The sequence below is a fragment of the Pandoraea sp. ISTKB genome, assembly GCF_001721285.1.
GTDB lineage: Bacteria > Pseudomonadota > Gammaproteobacteria > Burkholderiales > Burkholderiaceae > Pandoraea > Pandoraea capi.
Window position 1 is genome coordinate 1 of the sequence record NZ_MAOS01000023.1, and the last position, 21,425, is coordinate 21,425.

18 protein-coding genes are annotated in these 21,425 nt (G+C 63.6%); 13 read left to right on the forward strand and 5 right to left on the reverse strand.

Going from position 1 to position 21,425, the window contains the following annotated elements; genetic code table 11:
* A partial coding sequence (locus A9762_RS06055) for a Tex family protein (protein ID WP_069341137.1) occupies nucleotides 1-2,247 on the reverse strand: 2,247 nt, incomplete at its 3' end.
* Between the two features lie 105 nt (nucleotides 2,248-2,352).
* On the opposite strand from A9762_RS06055, the gene A9762_RS06060 reads away from it, so the two are divergent.
* From A9762_RS06060 to A9762_RS06070, 3 genes are all read left to right on the forward strand, one after another.
* Nucleotides 2,353-3,261 carry a hypothetical protein gene (locus tag A9762_RS06060; RefSeq protein ID WP_083253674.1) on the forward strand — a complete coding sequence of 303 codons (909 nt, stop codon included), beginning with the start codon at nucleotides 2,353-2,355 and terminating at the stop codon, nucleotides 3,259-3,261.
* Nucleotides 3,262-3,353: 92 nt separating this feature from the next.
* The gene (locus tag A9762_RS06065) at nucleotides 3,354-3,557 is read left to right on the forward strand and encodes a YdcH family protein (protein ID WP_069341138.1); all 204 of its coding nucleotides are present in this window, start codon (nucleotides 3,354-3,356) and stop codon (nucleotides 3,555-3,557) included.
* A gap of 140 nt (nucleotides 3,558-3,697) precedes the next feature.
* Nucleotides 3,698-5,920, forward strand: a complete 2,223-nt coding sequence (locus tag A9762_RS06070; protein WP_069341139.1) for an ATP-dependent DNA helicase — start codon at nucleotides 3,698-3,700, stop codon at nucleotides 5,918-5,920.
* A gap of 106 nt (nucleotides 5,921-6,026) precedes the next feature.
* Here A9762_RS06070 and A9762_RS06075 read toward each other — a convergent pair whose 3' ends face one another.
* Together A9762_RS06075 and A9762_RS06080 are read right to left on the reverse strand one after the other, a co-directional pair.
* Nucleotides 6,027-6,746 (reverse strand): glutamine amidotransferase, encoded by a 720-nt coding sequence (locus A9762_RS06075; RefSeq protein WP_069341140.1) that lies wholly within the window; start codon nucleotides 6,744-6,746, stop codon nucleotides 6,027-6,029.
* Nucleotides 6,747-6,867: 121 nt separating this feature from the next.
* Complete coding sequence (locus A9762_RS06080; protein ID WP_069341141.1) at nucleotides 6,868-7,695, reverse strand: outer membrane protein assembly factor BamD; 828 nt, start codon at nucleotides 7,693-7,695, stop codon at nucleotides 6,868-6,870.
* A 21-nt stretch (nucleotides 7,696-7,716) separates the two neighbouring features.
* On the opposite strand from A9762_RS06080, the gene A9762_RS06085 reads away from it, so the two are divergent.
* Both A9762_RS06085 and pgeF read left to right on the forward strand, forming a co-directional pair.
* Nucleotides 7,717-8,865: an RluA family pseudouridine synthase gene (locus tag A9762_RS06085; protein ID WP_069341142.1), complete on the forward strand. Its 1,149-nt coding sequence runs from the start codon at nucleotides 7,717-7,719 to the stop codon at nucleotides 8,863-8,865.
* Nucleotides 8,846-9,667 (forward strand): peptidoglycan editing factor PgeF, encoded by an 822-nt coding sequence (gene pgeF / locus A9762_RS06090; RefSeq protein ID WP_069341143.1) that lies wholly within the window; start codon nucleotides 8,846-8,848, stop codon nucleotides 9,665-9,667. Before A9762_RS06085 ends, pgeF begins: the two co-directional genes overlap by 20 nt.
* Before the next feature lie 146 nt (nucleotides 9,668-9,813).
* Here pgeF and A9762_RS06095 read toward each other — a convergent pair whose 3' ends face one another.
* Entirely contained in the window at nucleotides 9,814-9,996 is a 183-nt protein-coding gene (locus tag A9762_RS06095; protein WP_069341144.1) for a hypothetical protein, read from the reverse strand.
* Between the two features lie 304 nt (nucleotides 9,997-10,300).
* Between A9762_RS06095 and phaC the strand changes: the two genes are divergently transcribed.
* From phaC to A9762_RS06135, 8 genes are all read left to right on the forward strand, one after another.
* Complete coding sequence (phaC, locus tag A9762_RS06100) at nucleotides 10,301-12,070, forward strand: class I poly(R)-hydroxyalkanoic acid synthase (protein WP_083253689.1); 1,770 nt, start codon at nucleotides 10,301-10,303, stop codon at nucleotides 12,068-12,070.
* Between the two features lie 96 nt (nucleotides 12,071-12,166).
* On the forward strand, nucleotides 12,167-13,348 hold the full coding sequence (locus A9762_RS06105; protein ID WP_069341145.1) for an acetyl-CoA C-acetyltransferase: 1,182 nt from the start codon (nucleotides 12,167-12,169) through the stop codon (nucleotides 13,346-13,348).
* A gap of 193 nt (nucleotides 13,349-13,541) precedes the next feature.
* A complete protein-coding gene (locus A9762_RS06110) occupies nucleotides 13,542-14,282 on the forward strand; it encodes a 3-ketoacyl-ACP reductase (RefSeq protein ID WP_069341146.1) in 741 nt (246 codons plus the stop codon).
* Nucleotides 14,283-14,444: 162 nt separating this feature from the next.
* Nucleotides 14,445-15,032: a polyhydroxyalkanoate synthesis repressor PhaR gene (gene phaR / locus A9762_RS06115; RefSeq protein WP_069341147.1), complete on the forward strand. Its 588-nt coding sequence runs from the start codon at nucleotides 14,445-14,447 to the stop codon at nucleotides 15,030-15,032.
* Between the two features lie 247 nt (nucleotides 15,033-15,279).
* Nucleotides 15,280-16,647: a 30S ribosomal protein S12 methylthiotransferase RimO gene (gene rimO, locus A9762_RS06120; RefSeq protein ID WP_069341148.1), complete on the forward strand. Its 1,368-nt coding sequence runs from the start codon at nucleotides 15,280-15,282 to the stop codon at nucleotides 16,645-16,647.
* On the forward strand, nucleotides 16,647-17,591 hold the full coding sequence (locus A9762_RS06125) for a sugar kinase (RefSeq protein ID WP_069341149.1): 945 nt from the start codon (nucleotides 16,647-16,649) through the stop codon (nucleotides 17,589-17,591). The genes rimO and A9762_RS06125 overlap by 1 nt, the downstream gene beginning before the upstream one ends.
* A 193-nt stretch (nucleotides 17,592-17,784) precedes the next feature.
* A complete protein-coding gene (gene bktB / locus A9762_RS06130; protein WP_069341150.1) occupies nucleotides 17,785-18,966 on the forward strand; it encodes a beta-ketothiolase BktB in 1,182 nt (393 codons plus the stop codon).
* A 52-nt stretch (nucleotides 18,967-19,018) separates the two neighbouring features.
* Entirely contained in the window at nucleotides 19,019-20,236 is a 1,218-nt protein-coding gene (locus A9762_RS06135) for a cystathionine beta-lyase (RefSeq protein ID WP_069341151.1), read from the forward strand.
* A 103-nt stretch (nucleotides 20,237-20,339) separates the two neighbouring features.
* Here the strand turns inward: A9762_RS06135 and serB are convergent, their stop codons facing one another.
* Nucleotides 20,340-21,161 (reverse strand): phosphoserine phosphatase SerB, encoded by an 822-nt coding sequence (gene serB / locus A9762_RS06140; protein WP_083253675.1) that lies wholly within the window; start codon nucleotides 21,159-21,161, stop codon nucleotides 20,340-20,342.
* Between the last annotated feature and the right edge of the window lie 264 nt (nucleotides 21,162-21,425).

Below are 21,425 nucleotides of genomic sequence, written 5' to 3' on the forward strand. Positions count from 1 at the left end.
GCCTCGCGGTGCACCGCCGCCGTGACTACCCGGGCGGTCGCTGCTGCCTGCCACCGGCAGGTCGTCGTTCAGACGCATGGTGAGCGAGATACGCTGGCGGCGCGGATCGACTTCGAGCACCTTGACCTTCACGATATCGCCAGCCTTCACGACTTCGTGCGGGTCCTTGATGAACTTCGTCGACATGGCCGAGACGTGGACGAGACCGTCCTGATGCACGCCGATATCGATGAACGCACCGAAAGCGGCAACGTTCGTCACCACGCCTTCGAGTTGCATGCCTGGCTTCAGGTCGGTCAGCTTCTCGACACCTTCCTGGAACGTTGCCGTCTTGAACTCGGGACGCGGGTCGCGGCCCGGCTTCTCGAGTTCGGTCAGGATGTCCTTCACCGTCGGCAGGCCAAAGCGCTCGTCGACGAACTCCGTCGGCGATACGCTGCGCACGACCGAACCATTGCCCATCACATCGCCGATCGACTTCTTGATCTTGGCGAGAATGCGCTCGACGACGGGGTAGGCTTCCGGGTGCACCGACGAGCGATCCAGCGGGTTGTCGCCGCCGTTCACACGCAGGAAGCCAGCCGCCTGTTCGAACGTCTTGTCGCCCAGACGCGGTACCTTCCTGAGGGCCTCGCGATTGGCGAACGGACCGTTGCTGTCGCGGAAGTCGACGATGTTCTTCGCCAGCGTGCTGTTCAGGCCCGACACGCGCGCGAGCAGCGGCGCCGAGGCGGTATTGACGTCCACGCCGACCGCGTTCACGCAATCCTCGACGACGGCGTCGAGCATGCGCGCCAGTTCACGCTGGTTCACGTCGTGCTGGTACTGACCCACGCCGATGGCCTTCGGCTCGATCTTGACGAGTTCGGCCAGCGGATCTTGCAGACGTCGCGCAATCGAGACGGCGCCACGCAGCGAGACGTCAAGTTCAGGGAATTCCTTCGCCGCGAACTCCGACGCCGAGTACACCGAGGCGCCAGCTTCCGAGACCACGATCTTCTGGAGCTTCAGCTCCGGATGGCGCTTGATGAGTTCCAGCGCCAGCTTGTCCGTCTCACGCGACGCGGTGCCGTTACCGATACTCACCAGTTGAGCGCCCGTCGCAGCGGCGATCTTCGACAGTCGGGAGAGCGAGCCATCCCAGTCGCGACGCGGCTCATGCGGGTAAATGGTGTCGGTGCCGAGCAGCTTGCCCGTCGCGTCGACCACCGCGACCTTCACGCCGGTACGCAAGCCCGGGTCCAGACCGATCACGCCCTTCGGGCCGGCCGGTGCGGCGAGCAGGAGCGCTTTGAGGTTGCGGGCGAACACGCGAATGGCTTCGCTCTCGGCGCTCTCGCGAATTTGCGTGAGCAGTTCCGATTCGAGGTGCGGCTGCACCTTCACGCGCCAGCACCAGCGGCAGACGTCCGCCAGCCACTTGTCGGCCGCGCGGTTCTGCTGGCGAATGCCGAAGTGACCGGCAATCACGCCTTCGCACGGATGCGGGATCTGGGCGTCGAGTTCTTCGCCAAGGCCCAGCTTGACCATCAGAATGCCGAGGTTCCGGCCACGGAAGAGGGCGAGCGCGCGGTGCGACGGCACGGCCGCAATCGGCTCGGCGTAGTCGTAATAGTCGCGGAATTTCTCGCCTTCCTCGCTTTCCTTGCCTTCCACGACCTTCGACGACACGACGCCCTGGGTCCAGAGGTAATCGCGCAGCTTGCCGAGCAACTCGGCCGTCTCGCCGAATTGTTCGGAAAGGATGTCGCGGGCGCCGTCGAGGGCTGCCTTGACGTCGGCAACGCCTTTCTCGGCGTCGACGAACTTGGCGGCTTCGACCTGCGGGTCGAGCGTCGGATCGGCGAGCAGCGCCTGCGCGAGCGGTTCGAGACCGGCTTCGCGGGCGATCTGCGCGCGGGTGCGGCGCTTCGGCTTGTAAGGAAGGTAAAGGTCTTCGAGCGTCTGCTTCGTGTCGGCCGCGACGATGGCGGTGCGCAGTTCGTCCGTCAGCTTGCCTTGCTCCTCGATGCTCGCGAGAATCGCCGCACGGCGATCTTCCAGTTCGCGCAGATACAGCAGACGCTCTTCGAGCGTACGCAGTTGCGTGTCATCGAGGTTATCGGTCACTTCCTTGCGGTAGCGAGCGATGAAGGGCACGGTGGCGCCTTCGTCCAGCAGCTGCACGGCGGCGGCGACCTGACGCGGCTGCACGCTGAGTTCGTCGGCGATGCGTTGAACGATCTGAAGGGCTACGTTTTGCGTCATGAGTGTTGCGAGTTACCCAAGTGCCAGGAGCGGGGCATTTTGCCATAAACCGCGGGCGCGTCCGGGCAGGCAATGCTAAAATTTGGCATCACTCTGCTCAACCTCATGATTTCCTTCGAAAAATTGTTTTCGCGACTGAATCTGCGACAGCTTCCGAACCGTTCGGCCCTTACGCGCGTCGCCGCGGGGGGCGTGTTCGGTTTCGTGACGGCTGCCGTTGTGCCGGGGACGTCGTTCGCTCAGGGACTGTCGGCCGTCGAGGCGGCCGGACGCACGACCGAACAACTGCGTGTGCCCCAGGTGCCGTTCGATGCCACGGCGGATCGCACGCCGTCGTCTGCCAGCAAGGCCAGCGCTGCGGCTGCCGCAGCCGAGGACGACAAGCCCGTCGCCTATGACGACCAGCTCGACATGCATCCTGCCGATGACGATTTTGGCGGCCGCCGGGCGGTGCTCGATCGTCAGCGCGCGTGGGTCGACTACCGTTTCGAACAGGCGAAGTACGAGTGTGCCTCGAAGTTCTTCGTGAATTACTGCATCGATAACGCGCGCGACGAGCAGCGCGAAGCGCTCAAGGCGATTCGTAGCCAGCGGCTGGTGCTCGAAGATCAGGAGCGCAAGGCGCGCGCGCAGGAGCGTGACGAACGCCTCGCCGCAAAGCGCGCGCAAACGGCTGCGGAAGCACCGCAACGTGCCGCCGAGCGGGCTCAGAACGTCTCGGATTACCAGGCCAAGCAGGCCGAATATCAGCAGCGCGTCACTGAACGCACGGGACAGGCACCGCAACGTGCGGCGAATGCCGAGTCGTACAACGCCAAGCAGGCGGGGCAGCAGCAGAAGCTCGATGAGGCGAAAGCTTCGGCGGCGCAAAAGGCTGCCGAGCGCGAAGAGAACGTGCGCAAGTACAACCAGAAGCAGCAGGAAGCCATCGAGCGTCAGCAGAAGTCGGATGCGCGGCGTAACGAGTCGCAGTCGGGGAGTTCGCCGGCGCAGAAGGCCTTGGAAGGGCAGTAAGTCCGCGCAGGCCGGAAGCGCGCGGAACGTGACGCACAACGCTGGTTGGCGCCGAACCGGAATCACTTGAGAGTCGCAGGAGAGTTGTCACGATGCAGCACGATCTTCACTCCGTTGGACGTCGCATCATCGAATTGCAGATCGAACACCGCGATCTGGACTACCTGATCGATAAGTTGCTGACGGAACCGGCGTATGACGAGCTTCAGGTCACCCGGCTCAAGAAGCGCCGTCTGAAGATCAAGGACACGATCACCCTGCTGCAAGTGCAGCAAACGCCGGATCTGCCCGCCTGAGCGAGCGATCCGGCAATGCACCGGAAATTCGCGCGATATCTGCGACATTCGTCCTGAGCTTCGCGCGGTACCTTTTTTCATTGCGGCGCTGCGTATCCCCATGAGGCGGTGCGCGGCGCCTTCGAGTTTTCAGAGCCGTTTTGACCGATTCCGCCGCCGCATCCAGCGATTCCGCCGATCTCTCCCCAAGCGCTGACACGCCAACCTTCCACGGACTCAAGCCGCTCGCCCCCAAGCGAGAGCGCGAGCTGGAGGAAATCTTCGGCGATGGCGGCATGCTTGCGCGCGCGATCGACGGCTATCGCTCGCGTGAACCACAAACCGAGATGGCGCGTGCCGTGGCCGCTGCGATGGATACGCACGACTCGCTGATCGCCGAGGCCGGCACCGGCACGGGCAAGACCTACGCGTATCTCGTGCCCGCCATGCTGTGGGGCGGCAAGACGATCATCTCGACCGGCACCAAACACTTGCAGGACCAGATCTTCGCGCGTGACATCCCGACCGTGCGCAAGGCGCTTGCTGTGCCGGTCACGGTGGCCATGCTCAAGGGCCGCTCGAATTATCTGTGTCACTACTATCTGGAGCGTGCGCAGCAGGAAGGGCGCTTTGCGTCGCGCCATGAGGCGGCGCAGTTGCGCGAGATCACGACGTTTGCGCAGATCACGCATAGCGGCGACAAGGCGGAACTGGCATCCGTGCCGGAGAACGCGCCGATCTGGGCGCAGGTAACGTCCACGCGCGATAACTGTCTCGGCCAGGATTGTCCGCGTTACAAGGACTGTTTCGTGATGCTCGCGCGCAAGGAAGCGCAGCAGGCCGATCTCGTGGTCGTCAATCACCATCTGTTCTTTGCGGATGTGATGCTGCGCGATACCGGCATGGCGGAATTGCTGCCGAGCGCCAATACCGTCATTTTCGACGAAGCGCATCAGTTGCCGGAGACCGCCACGCTGTTCTTCGGCGAGACGGTCTCGACCACGCAACTGCTTGAACTGGCGCGTGATTGCGTCGCGGAAGGCCTGATCCACGCGCGCGACGCCGCCGACTGGGTCAAGCTCGGCGCAAATCTAGAACGGGCCGCGCGCGATGTGCGTTTGACGTTCGGTCAGGACAACGCGCGGATGTCCGTGACGCAACTGCCGGACGATCACGAGTTGTTCGGGGCGCTCGAGAGCGTCGACATCGCGTTGCAGGATGTGATCGAGACGCTTCAGCATCAGGCAGAGCGCGCCGAAGCGCTCGGTGCGTGTCTGCGTCGCGCACTGGAATTGCATGAGCAACTGGAGCGTTGGCAGCTGGGCGTGACGCCGCCGTCGCCGGGCGAGCAGCCACTGCCGCTGCTGGACCCCGATGCGCCGCGTGTGACCGACGGCAAACGCGAAAAGGCGGTGAAGGCGCGCGAGGCGGAAGCGGCGCGTCTGACGGCGGAAGCGAAGGCGGCGGAAGGCGCGGACAGCGAAGGTAAATCGGAAAAGACCTACACGCCGCCGGCGACGGTCCGCTGGATCGAAGTGTTCTCGCAGGCGGTGCAGTTGCATCAGACGCCGCTCTCGATTGCGCCGATCTTCGCGAAGCAGCGGGCCGGGGCGCCGCGCGCGTGGATTTTCACGTCGGCTACGTTGTCCGTGAAGGGCAACTTCATGCACTACGCCGCGCAATTGGGACTCGATGCGGGTAAGTCGCTGACGCTGGCGAGTCCGTTCGACTATCAGAACCAAAGCTTGTTGTACGTGCCGCGCGGATTGCCGCAGCCGTCGGCACCGAACTTTACGGACGCTGTGCTCGATGCCGCGTTGCCGGTGCTCGAAGTCAGCGGTGGCCGGGCCTTCGTGTTGTGTACGACGTTGCGAGCGGTCAATCGTGCAGCGGAGCGCCTGCGCGAAGAGTTCGAGCGCCGGGGGTGGCCGTATCCGCTGCTGGTGCAGGGCGAAGCGAGCCGCACGGAGTTGCTCGACCGGTTCCGCGCGCTGGGCAATGCCGTCCTCATCGGTAGCCAGAGTTTCTGGGAAGGTGTGGACGTGCGGGGTGAAGCGCTTTCGCTCGTCATCATCGACAAATTGCCGTTCGCGCCGCCTGACGATCCGGTGCTTGCTGCGCGTCTCGATGCGCTGACGAAGAAGGGCTTGAGCCCCTTTGCCGTGCATCAGTTGCCGCAGGCGGTGATCACATTGAAGCAGGGGGCGGGACGTCTGATTCGTTCGGAAGCCGACCGCGGTGTGCTGATGATTTGCGATCCGCGTCTCGTCGACAAGCCCTATGGGCGACGCATCTGGCAGAGCCTCCCGCCATTCAAACGTACGCGGGAATTGCCGATCGTGCGCGGATTCTTCGACGAGATCGCGGCCGAGGCGGGCGATTGAGTTACACGATTCCTACGCTCGGCGCGGAATGAAAAAAGCCAGACGGTGAAACGTCTGGCTTTTTCGTTGAGTTGCCCAGAGATATCAGTTGGGCATCCGTCGACTATCAACCGGGCATGGCGTCCAGCCAGCGACCGATGACGGCCGGAGCAACTTCGGACAACTGGGCGTGATGCTGCCGGGCGTCGTTGCGCAGCCCCACGGGATCGATCTTCGCGGCACCGAGTTCGCACGCATGCCCGACGAGCCAAGATTCGATACGTGCGGCGTCGGCTTCCAGATGAAATTGCAGTCCCAGCGCGTGTGTGCCCAGCGCGAAGGCCTGATTTTCGCCAACGGCCGTACGCGCCAGATGCACCGCCCCCGGCGGAATGTCGAACTGGTCGCCATGCCAGTGGAGTACGCTCGCGTCGCCCAGTGCCGCCAGGGGCGACGACAGACCCGCGTCCGTCAGCGTCAGCGGGGCGTAGCCGATTTCCTTCACGCCCAGCGGGTACACCTTTGCACCCAACGCCCGCGCCATCAATTGCGCGCCGAGGCAGATGCCGAGGATGGGTTTGCCAGCGGCGAGGCGCGCTTTGACCAGCGCGAGCTCTTCCGCGATGAACGGATGCAGCGGGTCGTCGAAGGCGCCGATAGGACCGCCGAGCACGACGAGCAAGTCCGGCGAGAGCGCGTCGACGGTGCGCAGGTCGGCGAGCGGCGCGTCGACATACTCGATGGCGTAACCGCGTTGTGTGAAATACGGCGCCAACGTGCCGAGGTCTTCAAAGTGAACGTGACGCAGGGCCAGCAGCGTCTTGCCGGTGGTGGACGAAGGATTCACGAAACCAACTCCTGATGCCTGAGAAGCGCGGCCATCGGGCCGTCATGTGGACATGCAAAAACAAAAAGCCCCCGCTTGCGCGAGGGCTTTTCGACGAATGCCATTCGACAACTGAGACGGCTTAACGCCAGATCTGCCACCACGACTTCTTGTCGCTCGGGTTGTTGTCGATGCGGCGGCCGACCGTGAGGTAGCCGCTGTTCGGGTAGGTCTTTTCCATCACACGACGAGCATCGTCACGCAGTTCGGTCATGCCGAGTTTGTCGTACGACTTGATCATGATGCCAAGCGCGTCTTCGAGCGCCGGTGCCTGATCGTAATCCTGCAAGGCGCTCTGTGCACGGTTCACGGCAGCGAGGTAGGCGCCACGGCGATAGTAGTACTCGGCGGCGTGCACTTCGTGAGCGGCCATGGCGTTCACGGCGTAGCGCATGCGCAGGGCGGCGTCGTTCGCGTACTTGCTGTTCGGATAGTGCTCGACGAGATACTTGAAGCTGTCATACGCCGCACGCAAGGCCTTCGGATCGCGTTCGCTGAGATCCTGACCGGAGAAGCGGCCGAACAGACCGAGGTCGTCGTTGAAGTTGATCAGGCCCTTGAGGTAATAGGCGTAATCGATCGACGGGCTGTCCGGATGCAGACGGATGAAGCGCTCGACGGCCGTGAGGGCCTGCGCCGGCTCATTGTCCTTGTAATAGGAGTAGGCCGTGTTGATCTGGGCTTGTTGGGCGTGCGGGCCGAACGGGTCGCGACCTTCGAGCAACTCGTAGTATTTGGCGGCCTTGGTGTAGTCGCCGCTATCGAAGCTGTCCTTCGCTTCCGAGTATAATTTGTTCGTCGACCAGCTGGCCGTTTCGTCGACCTTCTCCGGCAGAATGCCGCAGGCGGCCATGCTGCCGACCACGATGGCGGCCAGCGTCAGATGTTTGACAAGTTTCAGGGCTTGCATGCTCGTTGGCTTCACTTCTCGATGACCCGTTCAATAGTGCCGGATTATAGCGTAACCGCCTCATTTGCCACGGAAAATGCAGAGGATTCGTCGGACGACGACCTCGAGTCGCTTCCGGAGGCTTTCTCAAGCCGTGCCGATCACGCCCCAGCAGGGGTGACTTCTGCCGTATCTACCGTATCCACCGCCACGCCGCTGACCGCCATACTGCCCGATTCGCTCGCTGGCGAGCGGCTGGACAAGGCGCTCGCATCCTGTTTTCCCGAATATTCCCGTAGTCGTCTGCAAGCCTGGGTCGAAGACGGCCGTGTCACGCTCGACGGCGAACTCGCCAAAGTGCGCCAGAAAGTGGCGGGCGGCGAGACGGTCCTCATCACGCCAGCGGCATTGCCGGAGCAACTCGCGTTCGCACCGGAACCGTTGCCGCTCGACGTCGTATACGAAGACGCCGCACTTGCCGTCTTCAACAAGCCTGCGGGCCTCGTCGTCCATCCGGCGGCGGGCAACTGGTCCGGCACGTTGCTCAATGGGCTGCTGCATCGGTATGGGCAAGCTGCCGCCGATCTGCCGCGCGCGGGCATCGTCCACCGGCTGGACAAGGAGACGTCCGGCCTGATGGTCGTGGCGCGCACGCTGGTGGCGCAGACCGATCTGGTGCGCCAGTTGCAGGCGCGCTCCGTGAAGCGCCATTACGCGGCACTTGTCTGGGGGCGTCCGCCACTGCGTACTGTCGTCGACGCGCCTATCGGGCGCGACCCGCGAGAGCGCACCCGCATGGCCGTCGTGCAGGGGCAGGGTGGCAAGCCGGCGCGCACCCGCGTGGTGACGGTCGCCAGTGCGGAATGGGAGAATTCCCCGGTTTCGTTGGTGCTTTGCTCGCTGGATACGGGGCGTACGCACCAGATCCGCGTTCATCTTTCCCATCTTGGGCATTCGCTGCTGGGCGATCCGCTATATAAGCCGCGTCACAAGCGTCCGGCATTGCCGGGCGGTTTCGCGCGTCAGGCGCTTCATGCCTGGCGGCTCGGCCTGATTCATCCCGAAGACGACAGCGCCATGCACTGGCAAGCCCCCTTGCCGGACGATATGCGTGAACTCATGACCGCGCTGGGTCTCGAATTCGACTTTACAACGCTCCCCGATTCGCTCGATGACTTCTTCCCTGCCTGAGCAAGACACGATACCTGCGGACTGGATCGTCCCCGACTGGCCCGCGCCGAAGCAGGTTCGCGCGGTGTTCACCACGCGTGCCGGGGGTGTCAGCGAAGGGCCGCAAGCGACCTTCAATCTCGGTTTCAAGGCAGACGACGATCCCGAGGCCGTCCGGACCAACCGGGCATTGCTCGCGACGCGCACCGGCGTGGCGTCGGCATGGGTGGCGCAGGTGCACGGTCCGCGCGTGGTCGATGCGCAAGCCGCGCTGGACGCCGTGCAATCGGGTGACCCCTTGCAAGCTGACGCCAGTGCCACGAATGCCGTGGGTCTCGCGAGCACCGTCATGGTGGCGGACTGCCTGCCGGTCTTGCTGTGCGACGCGCAGGGGCAAGCGGTGGCGGCTGCCCACGCGGGCTGGCGTGGGCTGTGTGCGGGTGTCATCGAACAGGCGGTGCAGGCATTGCGTGCGCGGCTGCCGGAATCCGACACGCCGGCGCCGGTGATCGCATGGCTTGGCCCCTGCATCGGGCCGACGGCGTTCGAAGTGGGGCCGGAGGTGCGGCAGGCGTTCCTGGACGCCGCCACGCCGCAGGAGCGTGAAGCCACGCTAGCGGCGTTTGTCCCGCATGGCGATCCCGCCGTGGGTAAGTCGCTGGCGGACCTGTGTGCGCTGGCCCGGTTGCGATTGGCGCGCGAAGGCGTGACGAGTGTCTCGGGCGGGCGGTGGTGTACGGTCAGCGATCCGGCGCGCTTCTATTCCTATCGCCGTGACCGCACGACAGGGCGGATGGCGGCGCTGGTGTGGCGTGAGGCCTGATCGGCGGAATTCGTCGGAATCAGTCGGAATCAATCGGAATTCGTCCGGGGCAGTGAGGATTTGTCGACGCTGTCCCGCGTCACGCCGATCATGCGGCGACCTGTTGTCCAGCGCGGGTCATCGCCGAACCTGCGCATCCGGAGCGTTCATTGTGCGTCATCGCGTCGCAGCGCGCGTGCACGCCGCGCGCGGCTTCCCGACAGATAGAGAACGAGCAGGGCAGGACCGATGCCGCCGAAGAGAAAGATCGCGATGCCCAGCCAGGCCGACGGCGCGGTGATGGCGACCATGCCAATGACGTAAAGCCAGCCGAGAAGAATGATTAGCATCGGGACAAACGCGCATTCAAAAGTAGGGGCGGCACCGGGACAATGCGAAGTCAAAGAGACGTACCGCGCTCGTGACGTTCGTTGCAAGGATTGACACGCCTGCGCGCGCACGCAAGAATGCTTCACAGGCGGAGCGCATCGCTCATAAAGCGAAGCACGCCGCCGCGTTTCGGGCGCCGGCCCTGAACGCAACGGACGTGACACTCAGGCTACCATGAATCGCGCCAGTGCCAACTTCGATCCGGCCTCGTTTGCCGCCTCGTTTGCCCAGCAGTTTCCCTCCGCTTCGCTCTCCGCTCAGGACATGTCGCAGTGGTTCAAGGCCGCCCAACAAATGTTCGGCGCTTTGCCGGGGGCTGCCGGCCCGTCATCCTTCGCTGCGAATGGTGCAGCGGCTGCCGCGAATCCGTTTGCGGCGCTTTTCCAGCAATTCGATCTTTTTGGTAAGCCGGGCGCGTTGCCGCAGCCAACGTCGCTGCACGTCGATCCGGCGCGACTGAACGAGCTTCAGTCGGATTACGCCCGTGAATTTTCCGAACTTGTCGCCAGCTTCAATCAACCCGGCCTCGACAATGCGCCCCCGTTGGGCGACCGTCGTTTCTCGGGAGACGGCTGGCGCAATCCGTTCTACGCGTTACCCGCTGCGCTCTATCTGCTCAACGGCCGTTTTCTGATGCGCATGGCCGAACTGGTCGATGCCGATGCGAAAACGCGCGAGCGCATTCGCTTTGCCGTCGAGCAGTGGGTGGCCGCGAGTTCGCCCGCGAACTTCATCGCGACCAATCCGGACGCGCAGCAACGTCTCGTGCAGACACACGGCGACAGCCTGCTCGCCGGCATGCAGCATCTGCTGGTCGACATGGGCAAGGGCAAGGTCTCGCAGACCGATGAAGCCGCGTTCGAAGTCGGGCGTAACGTCGCGACGACCGAAGGCGCCGTGGTCTTCGAGAACGAACTGATCCAGCTCATCCAGTACAAGGCGCTCACGCCGACCGTGCATCAGCGCCCGTTGCTCGTGGTGCCGCCGTGCATCAACAAGTACTACATCCTCGATCTTCAACCGGAAAACTCGCTGATCCGCTACGCGGTGGAGCAGGGACACACCGTGTTCGTCGTGTCGTGGCGCAACCCCGACATGTCGCTCGCGCACAAGACGTGGGACGACTACGTGGGTGAGGGGCCGATTGCCGCCATCGATGTCGTGCGCGAAATCAGCGGTCAGTCGCAGATCAACGCGCTCGGCTTCTGCGTGGGCGGCACGTTGCTGGCCGCTGCACTGGCGGTATTGGCCGCGAAAGGGCAGACGGGGCGCAAGTCGCCGGTCGCGAGTGTGACATTGCTCACGACGCTGCTGGATTTCTCCGATACCGGCGTGCTCGATGTGTTTGTCGACGAGCCACATGTGCAATTCCGCGAGCAGACGATCGGCGGCGGCCTCGGCCAGCCGCCGGGGTTGATGCGCGGCGTTGAGCTGGCGAACACGTTCTCGTTCCTGCGTCCGAACGATCTGGTCTGGAACTACGTGGTCGACAGCTATCTGAAGGGCAACGCGCCGCAGCCGTTCGACCTGCTTTACTGGAACGGCGACGGCACGAACCTGCCCGGACCGATGTTCTGCTGGTATCTGCGTCATCTTTATTTGCAGAACGAACTGAAGCAGCCGGGCGTAATCCAGACGTGCGGCGTGCCGGTGGATCTGAGCGCGATCGATGCGCCGGCCTATGTGTTCGGTTCACGCGAAGACCACATCGTGCCGTGGACGTCGGCGTTCCGGTCGCTGCCGTTGCTGAGTGGCGAGCGCCGTTTCGTGCTCGGTGCGTCTGGTCACATTGCGGGGGTCGTCAATCCGCCCGTGAAGAAAAAGCGAAGCTATTGGCGCAACGACGACGTTGGCGTCGAGGCGAGCGATTGGCTGGCGGGTGCGACGGAGCACCCGGGAAGCTGGTGGAGCGACTGGAGCGAATGGCTCGCAGGCTACGCCGGAAAACGCGTCAAGGCGCAAAATGCGTATGGTAATGTTGCTTATGCACCCATCGAACCGGCGCCCGGCCGCTATGTGAAGGCGAAGGCCTGAGCATAGGGCGCCCAGTTGTGTGTGGTCGTGCAAACGATGGTTTGCGCGGCGGGCATCCCCCCTGGTTCGAACCCATTGAAAAAAGAGGAATGAGACATGACGGATATCGTGATTGTGTCGGCTGCCCGTACGGCAGTCGGTAAGTTTGGCGGCTCGCTGGCCAAGGTGGCGGCGCCGGATCTGGGGGCGATCGTGATCGACGAAGTCCTCAAGCGCGCAAAGCTCAAGGGCGAAGACATCAGCGAAGTCATCATGGGTCAGGTGCTGACGGCCGGCTCGGGTCAGAACGTGGCGCGTCAGGCCTCGATCAAGGCCGGGCTGCCGACGATGGTGCCTGCCATGACGATCAACAAGGTGTGCGGCTCGGGCCTGAAGGCCGTGATGCTGGCCGCCAATGCGATCACCTCCGGTGAAGCCGACATCGTCGTGGCTGGTGGTCAGGAGAACATGAGCGCCGCACCGCACGTGCTGCCGGGTTCGCGCGACGGCTTCCGCATGGGCGACGCCAAGCTCATCGATACGATGATCGTCGATGGCCTGTGGGACGTGTACAACCAGTACCACATGGGTATCACGGCGGAGAACGTCGCCAAGGAATACGGCATCACGCGCGAGATGCAGGACGAATTTGCCGCCGCGTCGCAGAACAAGGCCGAAGCGGCACAGAAGGCCGGACGTTTCGATCAGGAAATCGTGCCGGTGTCGATCCCGCAACGCAAGGGCGATCCGGTGGTCTTCAAGACCGACGAGTTCGTGCGTCATGGCGTGACGGCCGAGTCGCTCTCCGGCCTCAAGCCGGCCTTCTCGAAGGACGGCACCGTGACTGCCGCCAACGCTTCGGGCATCAACGACGGCGCCGCGGCCGTGGTCGTGATGTCGGCCAAGCGCGCCGAGCAACTGGGCCTCACGCCGCTCGCACGCATCGTGGCGTACGCTAACGCCGGCGTCGATCCGTCGGTGATGGGCATTGGTCCGGTCCCGGCATCGCAGCGCTGCCTGTCCCGCGCGGGCTGGAAGGCGAGCGATCTGGATCTGATGGAAATCAACGAAGCGTTCGCGGCGCAGGCATTGGCCGTGAACAAGCAAATGGGCTGGGACACCTCGAAGATCAACGTGAACGGGGGCGCTATCGCCATCGGTCACCCGATCGGGGCGTCCGGTTGCCGTATTCTCGTCACGCTGCTGCACGAAATGGCGCGTCGTGACGCGCGTCGCGGTCTGGCGTCGCTGTGTATCGGCGGCGGTATGGGCGTGGCGCTGGCGGTGGAACGCGTCTGAGTCCACTCGCGTTTCGCGTGGGTCATCAGAACCGCAGAAGAAGCAGTGTCGCCCGTGTGTGCAACGCGCACGGGCTCGCACTGAGGAAGTAGTCAGGAGACGAAAGGCTCGCGTGGGAACGCGCGGCCTGCGCGTCGGTCAATTGGCAGTCGCAACAGGCGGCAATCAGCCGTTATTTTGGGGGAAGCGTTCCATGACTCAACGCATTGCATATGTGACAGGCGGGATGGGCGGTATCGGTACGTCCATTTGCCAGCGGCTGTACAAAGATGGCTTCAAGGTCGTGGCGGGCTGTGGTCCGAATTCGCCGCGCCGCGTGAAGTGGCTTGAAGACCAGAAGGCGCTGGGCTTCGATTTCGTCGCCTCGGAAGGCAACGTCGGCGATTGGGAGTCGACGAAGGCTGCGTTCGACAAGGTCAAGTCCGAAGTCGGTGAAGTCGACGTGCTGGTGAACAACGCCGGTATCACGCGCGACATCGTCTTCCGCAAGATGACGCGTGAAGATTGGGATGCCGTGATCGACACGAACCTCACGAGCCTGTTCAACGTCACGAAGCAAGTGATCGAAGGCATGTGCGAGCGTGGCTGGGGCCGCATCATCAACATCTCGTCGGTGAACGGTCAGAAGGGCCAGTTCGGCCAGACGAACTACTCGACCGCCAAGGCCGGTATCCACGGTTTCACCATGGCGCTGGCGCAGGAAGTGGCGACCAAGGGCGTGACGGTCAATACCGTGTCGCCGGGGTATATCGGCACGGATATGGTCCGCTCGATCCGTCAGGACGTGCTCGACAAGATCGTGGCGACGATTCCGGTCAAGCGTCTGGGCGAGCCGGGCGAGATCGGTTCGATCGTGGCCTGGCTGGCATCGGAAGATTCGGGCTTCTCGACGGGCGCGGACTTCTCGCTCAACGGCGGCCTGCACATGGGCTAAGCGGTGACGGGGCGGGTGCCGGTGCGGGCCGAAACAAAGCACGGCGCCCCGTTGCGGGTTAGGGCTTTGCCGCATAGCAGCAAACGTCCTAGAATCGATAATATGTGATTAACCCCGACCGCCGGTCGGGGTAGTCCTTCAAAAACGCAGGAAACCCACCGCATGACCGCGAGCAAGAAGACTGACGAGCGCCTGATCAAAAAGTATCCGAACCGGCGTCTGTACGATACCCAAACCAGTACGTACATCACCCTTGCCGATGTGAAGCAACTGGTGCTCGAGACCGAGGAGTTCAAGGTCGTCGACGCCAAGACGGGCGAGGACCTGACTCGCAGCATTTTGCTGCAAATCATTCTGGAAGAAGAAACCGGCGGTGTGCCGATGTTCTCGAGCGCCATGCTCGCCCAGATCATCCGTTTCTACGGCCACGCGCTGCAGGGGATGATGGGCACCTACCTCGAGAAGAACATCCAGACCTTCATCGAGATTCAGAACAAGCTGGCCGATCAGTCGAAGGGCATCTACGAAGGTGCGGCCTTCAACCCGGACGTCTGGGCGCAATTCATGAACATGCAGGCGCCGATGATGCAGGGCATGATGACCAACTACATCGAACAGTCGAAGAACCTGTTCGTGCAGATGCAGGAACAGATGCAGAGCCAGGCGAAGAACATGTTCAACACGTTCCCGTTCCCGGGTGGTCCGGGCGCGCCCGGTGCGCCGGGCCGGGACCCGAACAAGAAGCCCTGAGCCGACGCTTCGTTGACTGACCCTGCGGTGTGACATGGGGCGCACACCGCAGAGGCATCGCCTTGATATCCCGTCGTTTTTCTCCGGTGACACCGCCGTTCGACGCGTTCGCGCGATAGTTGGAACGAACCGGGGGCGATCAGGGTAAAATGCGCGGTTAATTGACGCGATGTGACGCGATGCCGACAGACGCACTGCGCATTGCCGTTCAATCGTTACACGTATTCATTAGATCAGGATTCGCCCCATGTCCCGCCCATCGCCCGCCGGCACCCCCAAGGTCGGCTTCGTTTCGCTCGGCTGCCCCAAGGCCCTGGTCGACTCCGAGCAGATTCTGACCCAATTGCGCGCCGAAGGTTACGACATCGCCGGTACCTATGACGGTGCCGATCTTGTTGTGGTCAATACCTGCGGCTTCATCGACGACGCCGTTCAGGAAAGTCTCGACGCCATTGGCGAAGCGCTTGCCGAGAACGGCAAGGTGATCGTCACCGGTTGCCTCGGCGCAAAGAAAGACGCCGCCGGTCAGGACATCGTGAGCGCCGTGCACCCGAAGGTGCTGGCCGTGACGGGCCCGCACGCCGTGGGCGAAGTGATGAGCGCAGTGCACACGCATCTGCCGAAGCCGCACGACCCGTTCACCGATCTCGTGCCGCCGGCCGGGATCAAGCTCACCCCGCGCCATTACGCCTACCTGAAGATTTCCGAAGGCTGTAACCATCGCTGCACGTTCTGCATCATCCCGTCGATGCGGGGCGATCTCGACTCGCGTCCGGTGGCGGAAGTGATGCTCGAAGCCGAGAACCTGTTCAAGGCCGGCGTCAAAGAGCTGCTCGTGATCTCGCAGGACACCAGCGCCTACGGGGTGGATGTGAAGTACCGCACCGGCTTCTGGGCCGGACGTCCGCTCAAGACCCGCATGACCGAACTGGTCACGGCGCTGGGCGAACTGGCGAAGCAGTACGGCGCGTGGGTGCGTCTGCATTACGTCTATCCGTATCCGCACGTCGACGAAATCATCCCGCTGATGGCCGAAGGGCACATCCTCCCGTATCTCGACGTGCCGCTGCAACACGCCCATCCGGACGTGCTCAAGCGCATGAAGCGCCCGGCGTCGGGCGAGAAGAACCTCGAACGCATTCAGGCGTGGCGCAAGATGTGCCCGGATCTCACGATCCGCAGCACCTTCATCGCCGGGTTCCCGGGCGAGACGGAAGCCGAGTTCGAATACCTGTTGGACTTCCTGCGTGAAGCGGAACTGGACCGCGTGGGCTGCTTCGCCTACTCGCCGGTCGAAGGCGCTCGCGCCAACGAACTGCCCGGCGCACTGCCGGACGAAGTGCGCGAAGAGCGTCGTGCCCGCTTCATGGAAGTGGCCGAAGACATTTCCGCCGAACGCCAGCAGCGCAAGATCGGCAAGACGATTCAGGTCATCGTCGACGAAATCAATCAGGACGGCGGCATCGCCCGTTCGGCCGCCGATGCGCCGGAAATCGACGGTCTCGTGTACATCGAACCCACGCCGAAGGCGGCCAAGCGCCTCAAGGTCGGTGAGTTCGTGAATGTCGAAGTGACGGGCGCCGACGGCCACGATCTGTGGGGCGAGGTGGTCTGATGACGCAAGTGGATCGGAACGTGACGTCAACGCCGCAAGTCCTCGCGATGGGCGAGGCGATGATCGAATTCAATCAGTCACCCTCGGATGCGCGTCAGTATCTTCAGGGGTTTGGCGGCGATACGTCGAACTTTGCGATTGCCGCGCGTCGTCAGGGTGTGAGCACGGGGTTCGTGAGCGCCGTGGGTGACGATCTGTTCGGTCGCATGCTGCTCGATCTGTGGCGCGACGAGAACGTGGATACGCAATGCGTGCGTGTCGACGCGCAGGCGCCGACCGGCGTCTATTTCGTGTCGCACGACGAGAACGGGCATCACTTCGACTATCTTCGCGCCGGTTCGGCCGCAAGCCGTTACCGTGTGCAGGATGTGCCGGGCGAAACGCTGAGTGGTGCGAAATTCCTGCATCTGTCCGGCATCAGTCTGGCGATTAGCGTGAACGCTTGCGACGCCGCGTTCGACGCGATGTCGAAGATTCGCGCGGCCGGCGGACAAGTGTCCTTCGATACCAATCTGCGTCTCAAGCTGTGGCCGCTGGCGCGTGCGCGTGCCACGATGCGCGAGGCATTCAGCCTGACCGACGTCTGCCTGCCGAGCTGGGACGACGTGACGGCCGTCACAGGTCTCGAAGATCGCGATGCCATTCTCGATGAGCTGCTCTCCCACGGTGTGAAGGTCGTGGCGCTGAAGCTGGGGCGTGAAGGCTGCTATGTGGCCACGCCGCAGGAGCGTCGTATCGTCGCACCGTACCCGGTGCAGGCGGTCGACGCCACCGGTGCCGGCGACTGCTTCGGCGGGGCGTTCGTTGCCCGTCTGGCGCTCGGCGACGATCCGTTCACGGCGGCGCGTTACGCCAACGTGTGCGCGGCGCTGTCGACGACCGGCTACGGTGCGGTTGCCCCGGTGCCGTACGCCGAACAGGTACACCAGCAACTGGCAGCCTGAGGTTTCGGGACGCGCGCTCGCGCGTCCTCCTGTGTTCCTCGCATCTCTTCCTGTCTTCCTGTCGGATGGCGATCGAAACGACCGCCGTCCGCGCAAGCGTCATCATCGAAGTTTCCCTCCAATGAGCCTGCCATCGCGGTAACCCCTACGGCGCTATACTCGTTGCAAACCGATATCCACCCGGAGGAGAGACATGCAACGAGAAGTCGTGATCGTGAGCGGCGTACGTACCGCGATTGGTGATTTTGGCGGCAGCCTGAAGGATTTCGCGCCGACGCAGCTCGGCGCCATCGTCGCCCGCGAGGCCATGGCCCGTGCCAAGGTCGGCGGTGAAGACGTCGGACACGTCGTGTTCGGCAACGTCATCCATTCCGAACCCAAAGACATGTATCTGGCGCGCGTGGCCTCCATCGAGGCGGGCGTGAGTCAGCATGCCCCGGCGATGACGGTCAACCGTCTGTGCGGCTCGGGGCTGCAAGCCGTGGTGTCCGCCGCGCAATCGATCCTGCTGGGCGACACCGACGTGGCGATGGCCGGCGGTGCGGAAAGCATGAGCCGTGCGCCGTACGTGATGCCGGGCGCTCGCTGGGGCACGCGCATGGGCGAGTCGCGTCTCGTCGACATGATGCTCGGTGCGCTGCACGATCCGTTCGCCAACATCCACATGGGGGTGACGGCGGAGAACATCGCGAAGAAGTGGGGCATCACGCGTGAGGATCAGGACCGGCTGGCGGTGGAATCGCATCAGCGCGCGGCGCGGGCGATGGCCGCCGGCTACTTCAACGATCAGATCGTGCCGATCACGCTGAAGTCGAAGAAGGGCGATGTGGCCTTCACGACCGACGAGCACGTACGTGCCGACGTCACGCTGGAGGACATGGCAAAGCTGCGGCCCGTGTTCGAGAAAGACGGCACCGTGACGGCAGGCAATGCGTCCGGTCTGAACGATGCGGCGGCGGCGCTCATTCTGATGGAGCGCGCCGAGGCTGAGCGTCGTGGCGCGAAGCCGCTCGCTCGGCTGGTGAGCTATGCGCACGCGGGCGTCGATCCGAACTACATGGGGATCGGTCCGGTGCCGGCATCGCGCAAGGCGCTGGAGCGCGCGGGCCTCAAGGTCGAGGATATCGATATCGTGGAAGCGAACGAAGCGTTCGCCGCGCAGGCGTGTGCTGTCACGCGCGACCTCGGCTTCGATCCGGCCAAGGTGAACCCGAATGGCTCCGGTATCTCGCTGGGGCACCCGATCGGCGCGACGGGCGCGCTGATCACGGTCAAGGCGCTGCATGAGTTGCAGCGTATCGGCGGTCGCTATGCGCTGGTCACCATGTGCATCGGCGGCGGTCAGGGCATTGCAGCCGTGTTCGAGCGCGTGTAAGTTACTCCCGGGGGCCGGCGTTGTTGCCGGCCCAAGTCTTTCCGGAGCCGTGATGACGCAAGACAACCGCAAGCCCCTCGACAAGCCGGAAGCCAACGGCTGGCACTGGCAAACCAATATTCTGCACACCGACACACAATTGCCGGCGGGTTTCTCCGCCATGCCGGTGCCGGTGGCACGTGCGTCGACGGTGATTTTCCCCGATCTGGCCGCCATGCGCTCGCTCGACTGGAAGAACGACAGCCAGTGGCGCTACGGCTTGCATGCGACGCCCACCTCGATGGAGTTGATGCGACGTCTCGCCGCGCTCGAAGGCGGCAAGCATTGCCTGCTGTTTCCGTCGGGTCTCGCGGCCATCTCCAACGTCTACTTCGGTCTCGTCAAGCAAGGCGACGACGTTCTGATTCCCGATAACGCCTACGGCCCGAATCGCGAACATGGCGACTGGCTCGCGGCGTCGTGGGGCATCACGGTGCGCTACTACGATCCTATGATCGGCGATGGAATCGGTGCGCTGATCCAGCCGAATACGAAGTTGATCTGGCTCGAAGCGCCGGGTTCGGTGACGATGGAAGTGCCGGACATTCCGGCGATTGCCCGTGTGGCGCGCGAGCGCGGGGTGCTGACAGCCATCGACAATACGTACTCTGCCGGGCTCGCGTTCCGTCCGTTCGATCACGGGGTGGACATCTCCGTGCAGGCACTGACGAAGTACCAGTCGGGCGGTAGCGACATTCTGATGGGCGGCGTCGTGACCATCGAAGACGACATTCACCATCGCCTCAAGCAGGCGCGCATGCGCATGGGGGTCGGGGTGTCGGCCGACGATTGCAGTCTGGTGCTGCGCAGCCTGCCGAACATGCAGTTGCGCTTCGAGGCCCATGACCGTGCGGCGATGACGCTGGCGACCTGGCTGGGCACGCGCCATGAGATCGCGGCGGTGCTGCACCCGGCGTTCGAAGATTGCCCCGGGTATCAGTATTTCCGGCGCGACTTCACGGGCGCTGGCGGTCTGTTCTCGGTGGTGTTCGACGAGCGCTACTCGCAGGCACAGATCGACGCCTTCATCGAAGCGCTGCGCTTGTTCAAGATCGGTTTCAGTTGGGGCGGGGCGCAGAGCCTCGTGGTGCCGTATCGCGTGCCTTCGATGCGCACTGAGACGTCATGGCCGCACAAGGGCGTGCTCGTGCGCTTCTACGTGGGACTCGAAGACGTGCGCGATCTGCAAGCCGATATCGAAGCCAGCCTGAAGGCGCATCTCGGCGGCTGATCGCGTTGTGCGGCGCCGGGGCCGCAAGGTGTCGCGGCCTCGTTCACCGAGGCCGCTCTGCGCGCTCAGCGCAGGGATGGAGAGGGAGTCTGATGCCCTCGGCTCAGGCCCGGAACAGCGACAGCAGTCCGTCCAGCCCGACGTAGTTGAAGGCGACGGACGCCTTCTCCCGCACCACCGGCTTCGCCCGGAACGCGACCGACAAGCCCGCGATGGCCATCATCTGAAGATCGTTCGATCCGTCACCCATGACGATCGCCTGCGCCGGCGTCGCGCCGAACTGCGCGGCGACTTCGGTCACCGTGCGCGCCTTCACTTCTGCATTGACGATCTCACCGAGCACACGCCCGGTCAGCTTGCCGTCGACGATTTCGAGCGTATTCGCGCGCGTGACGTCGAGGTTCAGACGCGCCTTGAGGCGATCCGTGAAGAACGTGAATCCACCTGACACCAGCAGCGTGCGGATGCCCAGCGACTGAACGCCGCGCAGCATCGTCTCGGCACCCGGCGAGAGTTGCAGACGCTCCTCGAAGACCTTCTCCAGTGCACCGGCATCGAGCCCCTTGAGCAGAGCGACGCGGCGCGTCAGGCTTTCGTTGAAATCCTTGATTTCGCCACGCATGGCGGCTTCGGTGATGGCGGAGACTTCCGCTTTCAGGCCGCAGTAATCCGCGATTTCGTCGATGCACTCGATCGTGATGAGCGTCGAGTCCATGTCCATGGCGACGAGCTTGAAATCGGACAGACGGCGCTCGCTGTCGACGATGGCGACATCGACGCCGTACTGCTGCGAAAGCGCGCCGATGGCGCTTCGCAACGCGGGCGAGTCGATGACATCACGCACACGTGCAACGCCGCGAGCGGTTTCGATCGTAGCGTCCGGGGCCAGGGCCTGAATGGCCGCCTGCGGCACCGGCACAGACATGTCTGCCGAAGGCGTTGCGGTGCCCGAATCGGGACCGGTGGGGACATGAGGTCCCAATATGACGAGGTCGTGAGCCATCTGGAAATGTAAATAAGCGACTGCGCAAATGCCACGCGCCAACCGCCCGATGAGCGGGGGCCGCGTGCGAATGGAACCGCATTTTACAGGGTTGCGAACCGGGCAGTCGCTTTCCCATTGCCCTTGGTTTGAGCGAAAAGTGAACTCGACGGTGTTGACGTCGGCGCGAGTATCTGCCCGCAGGGA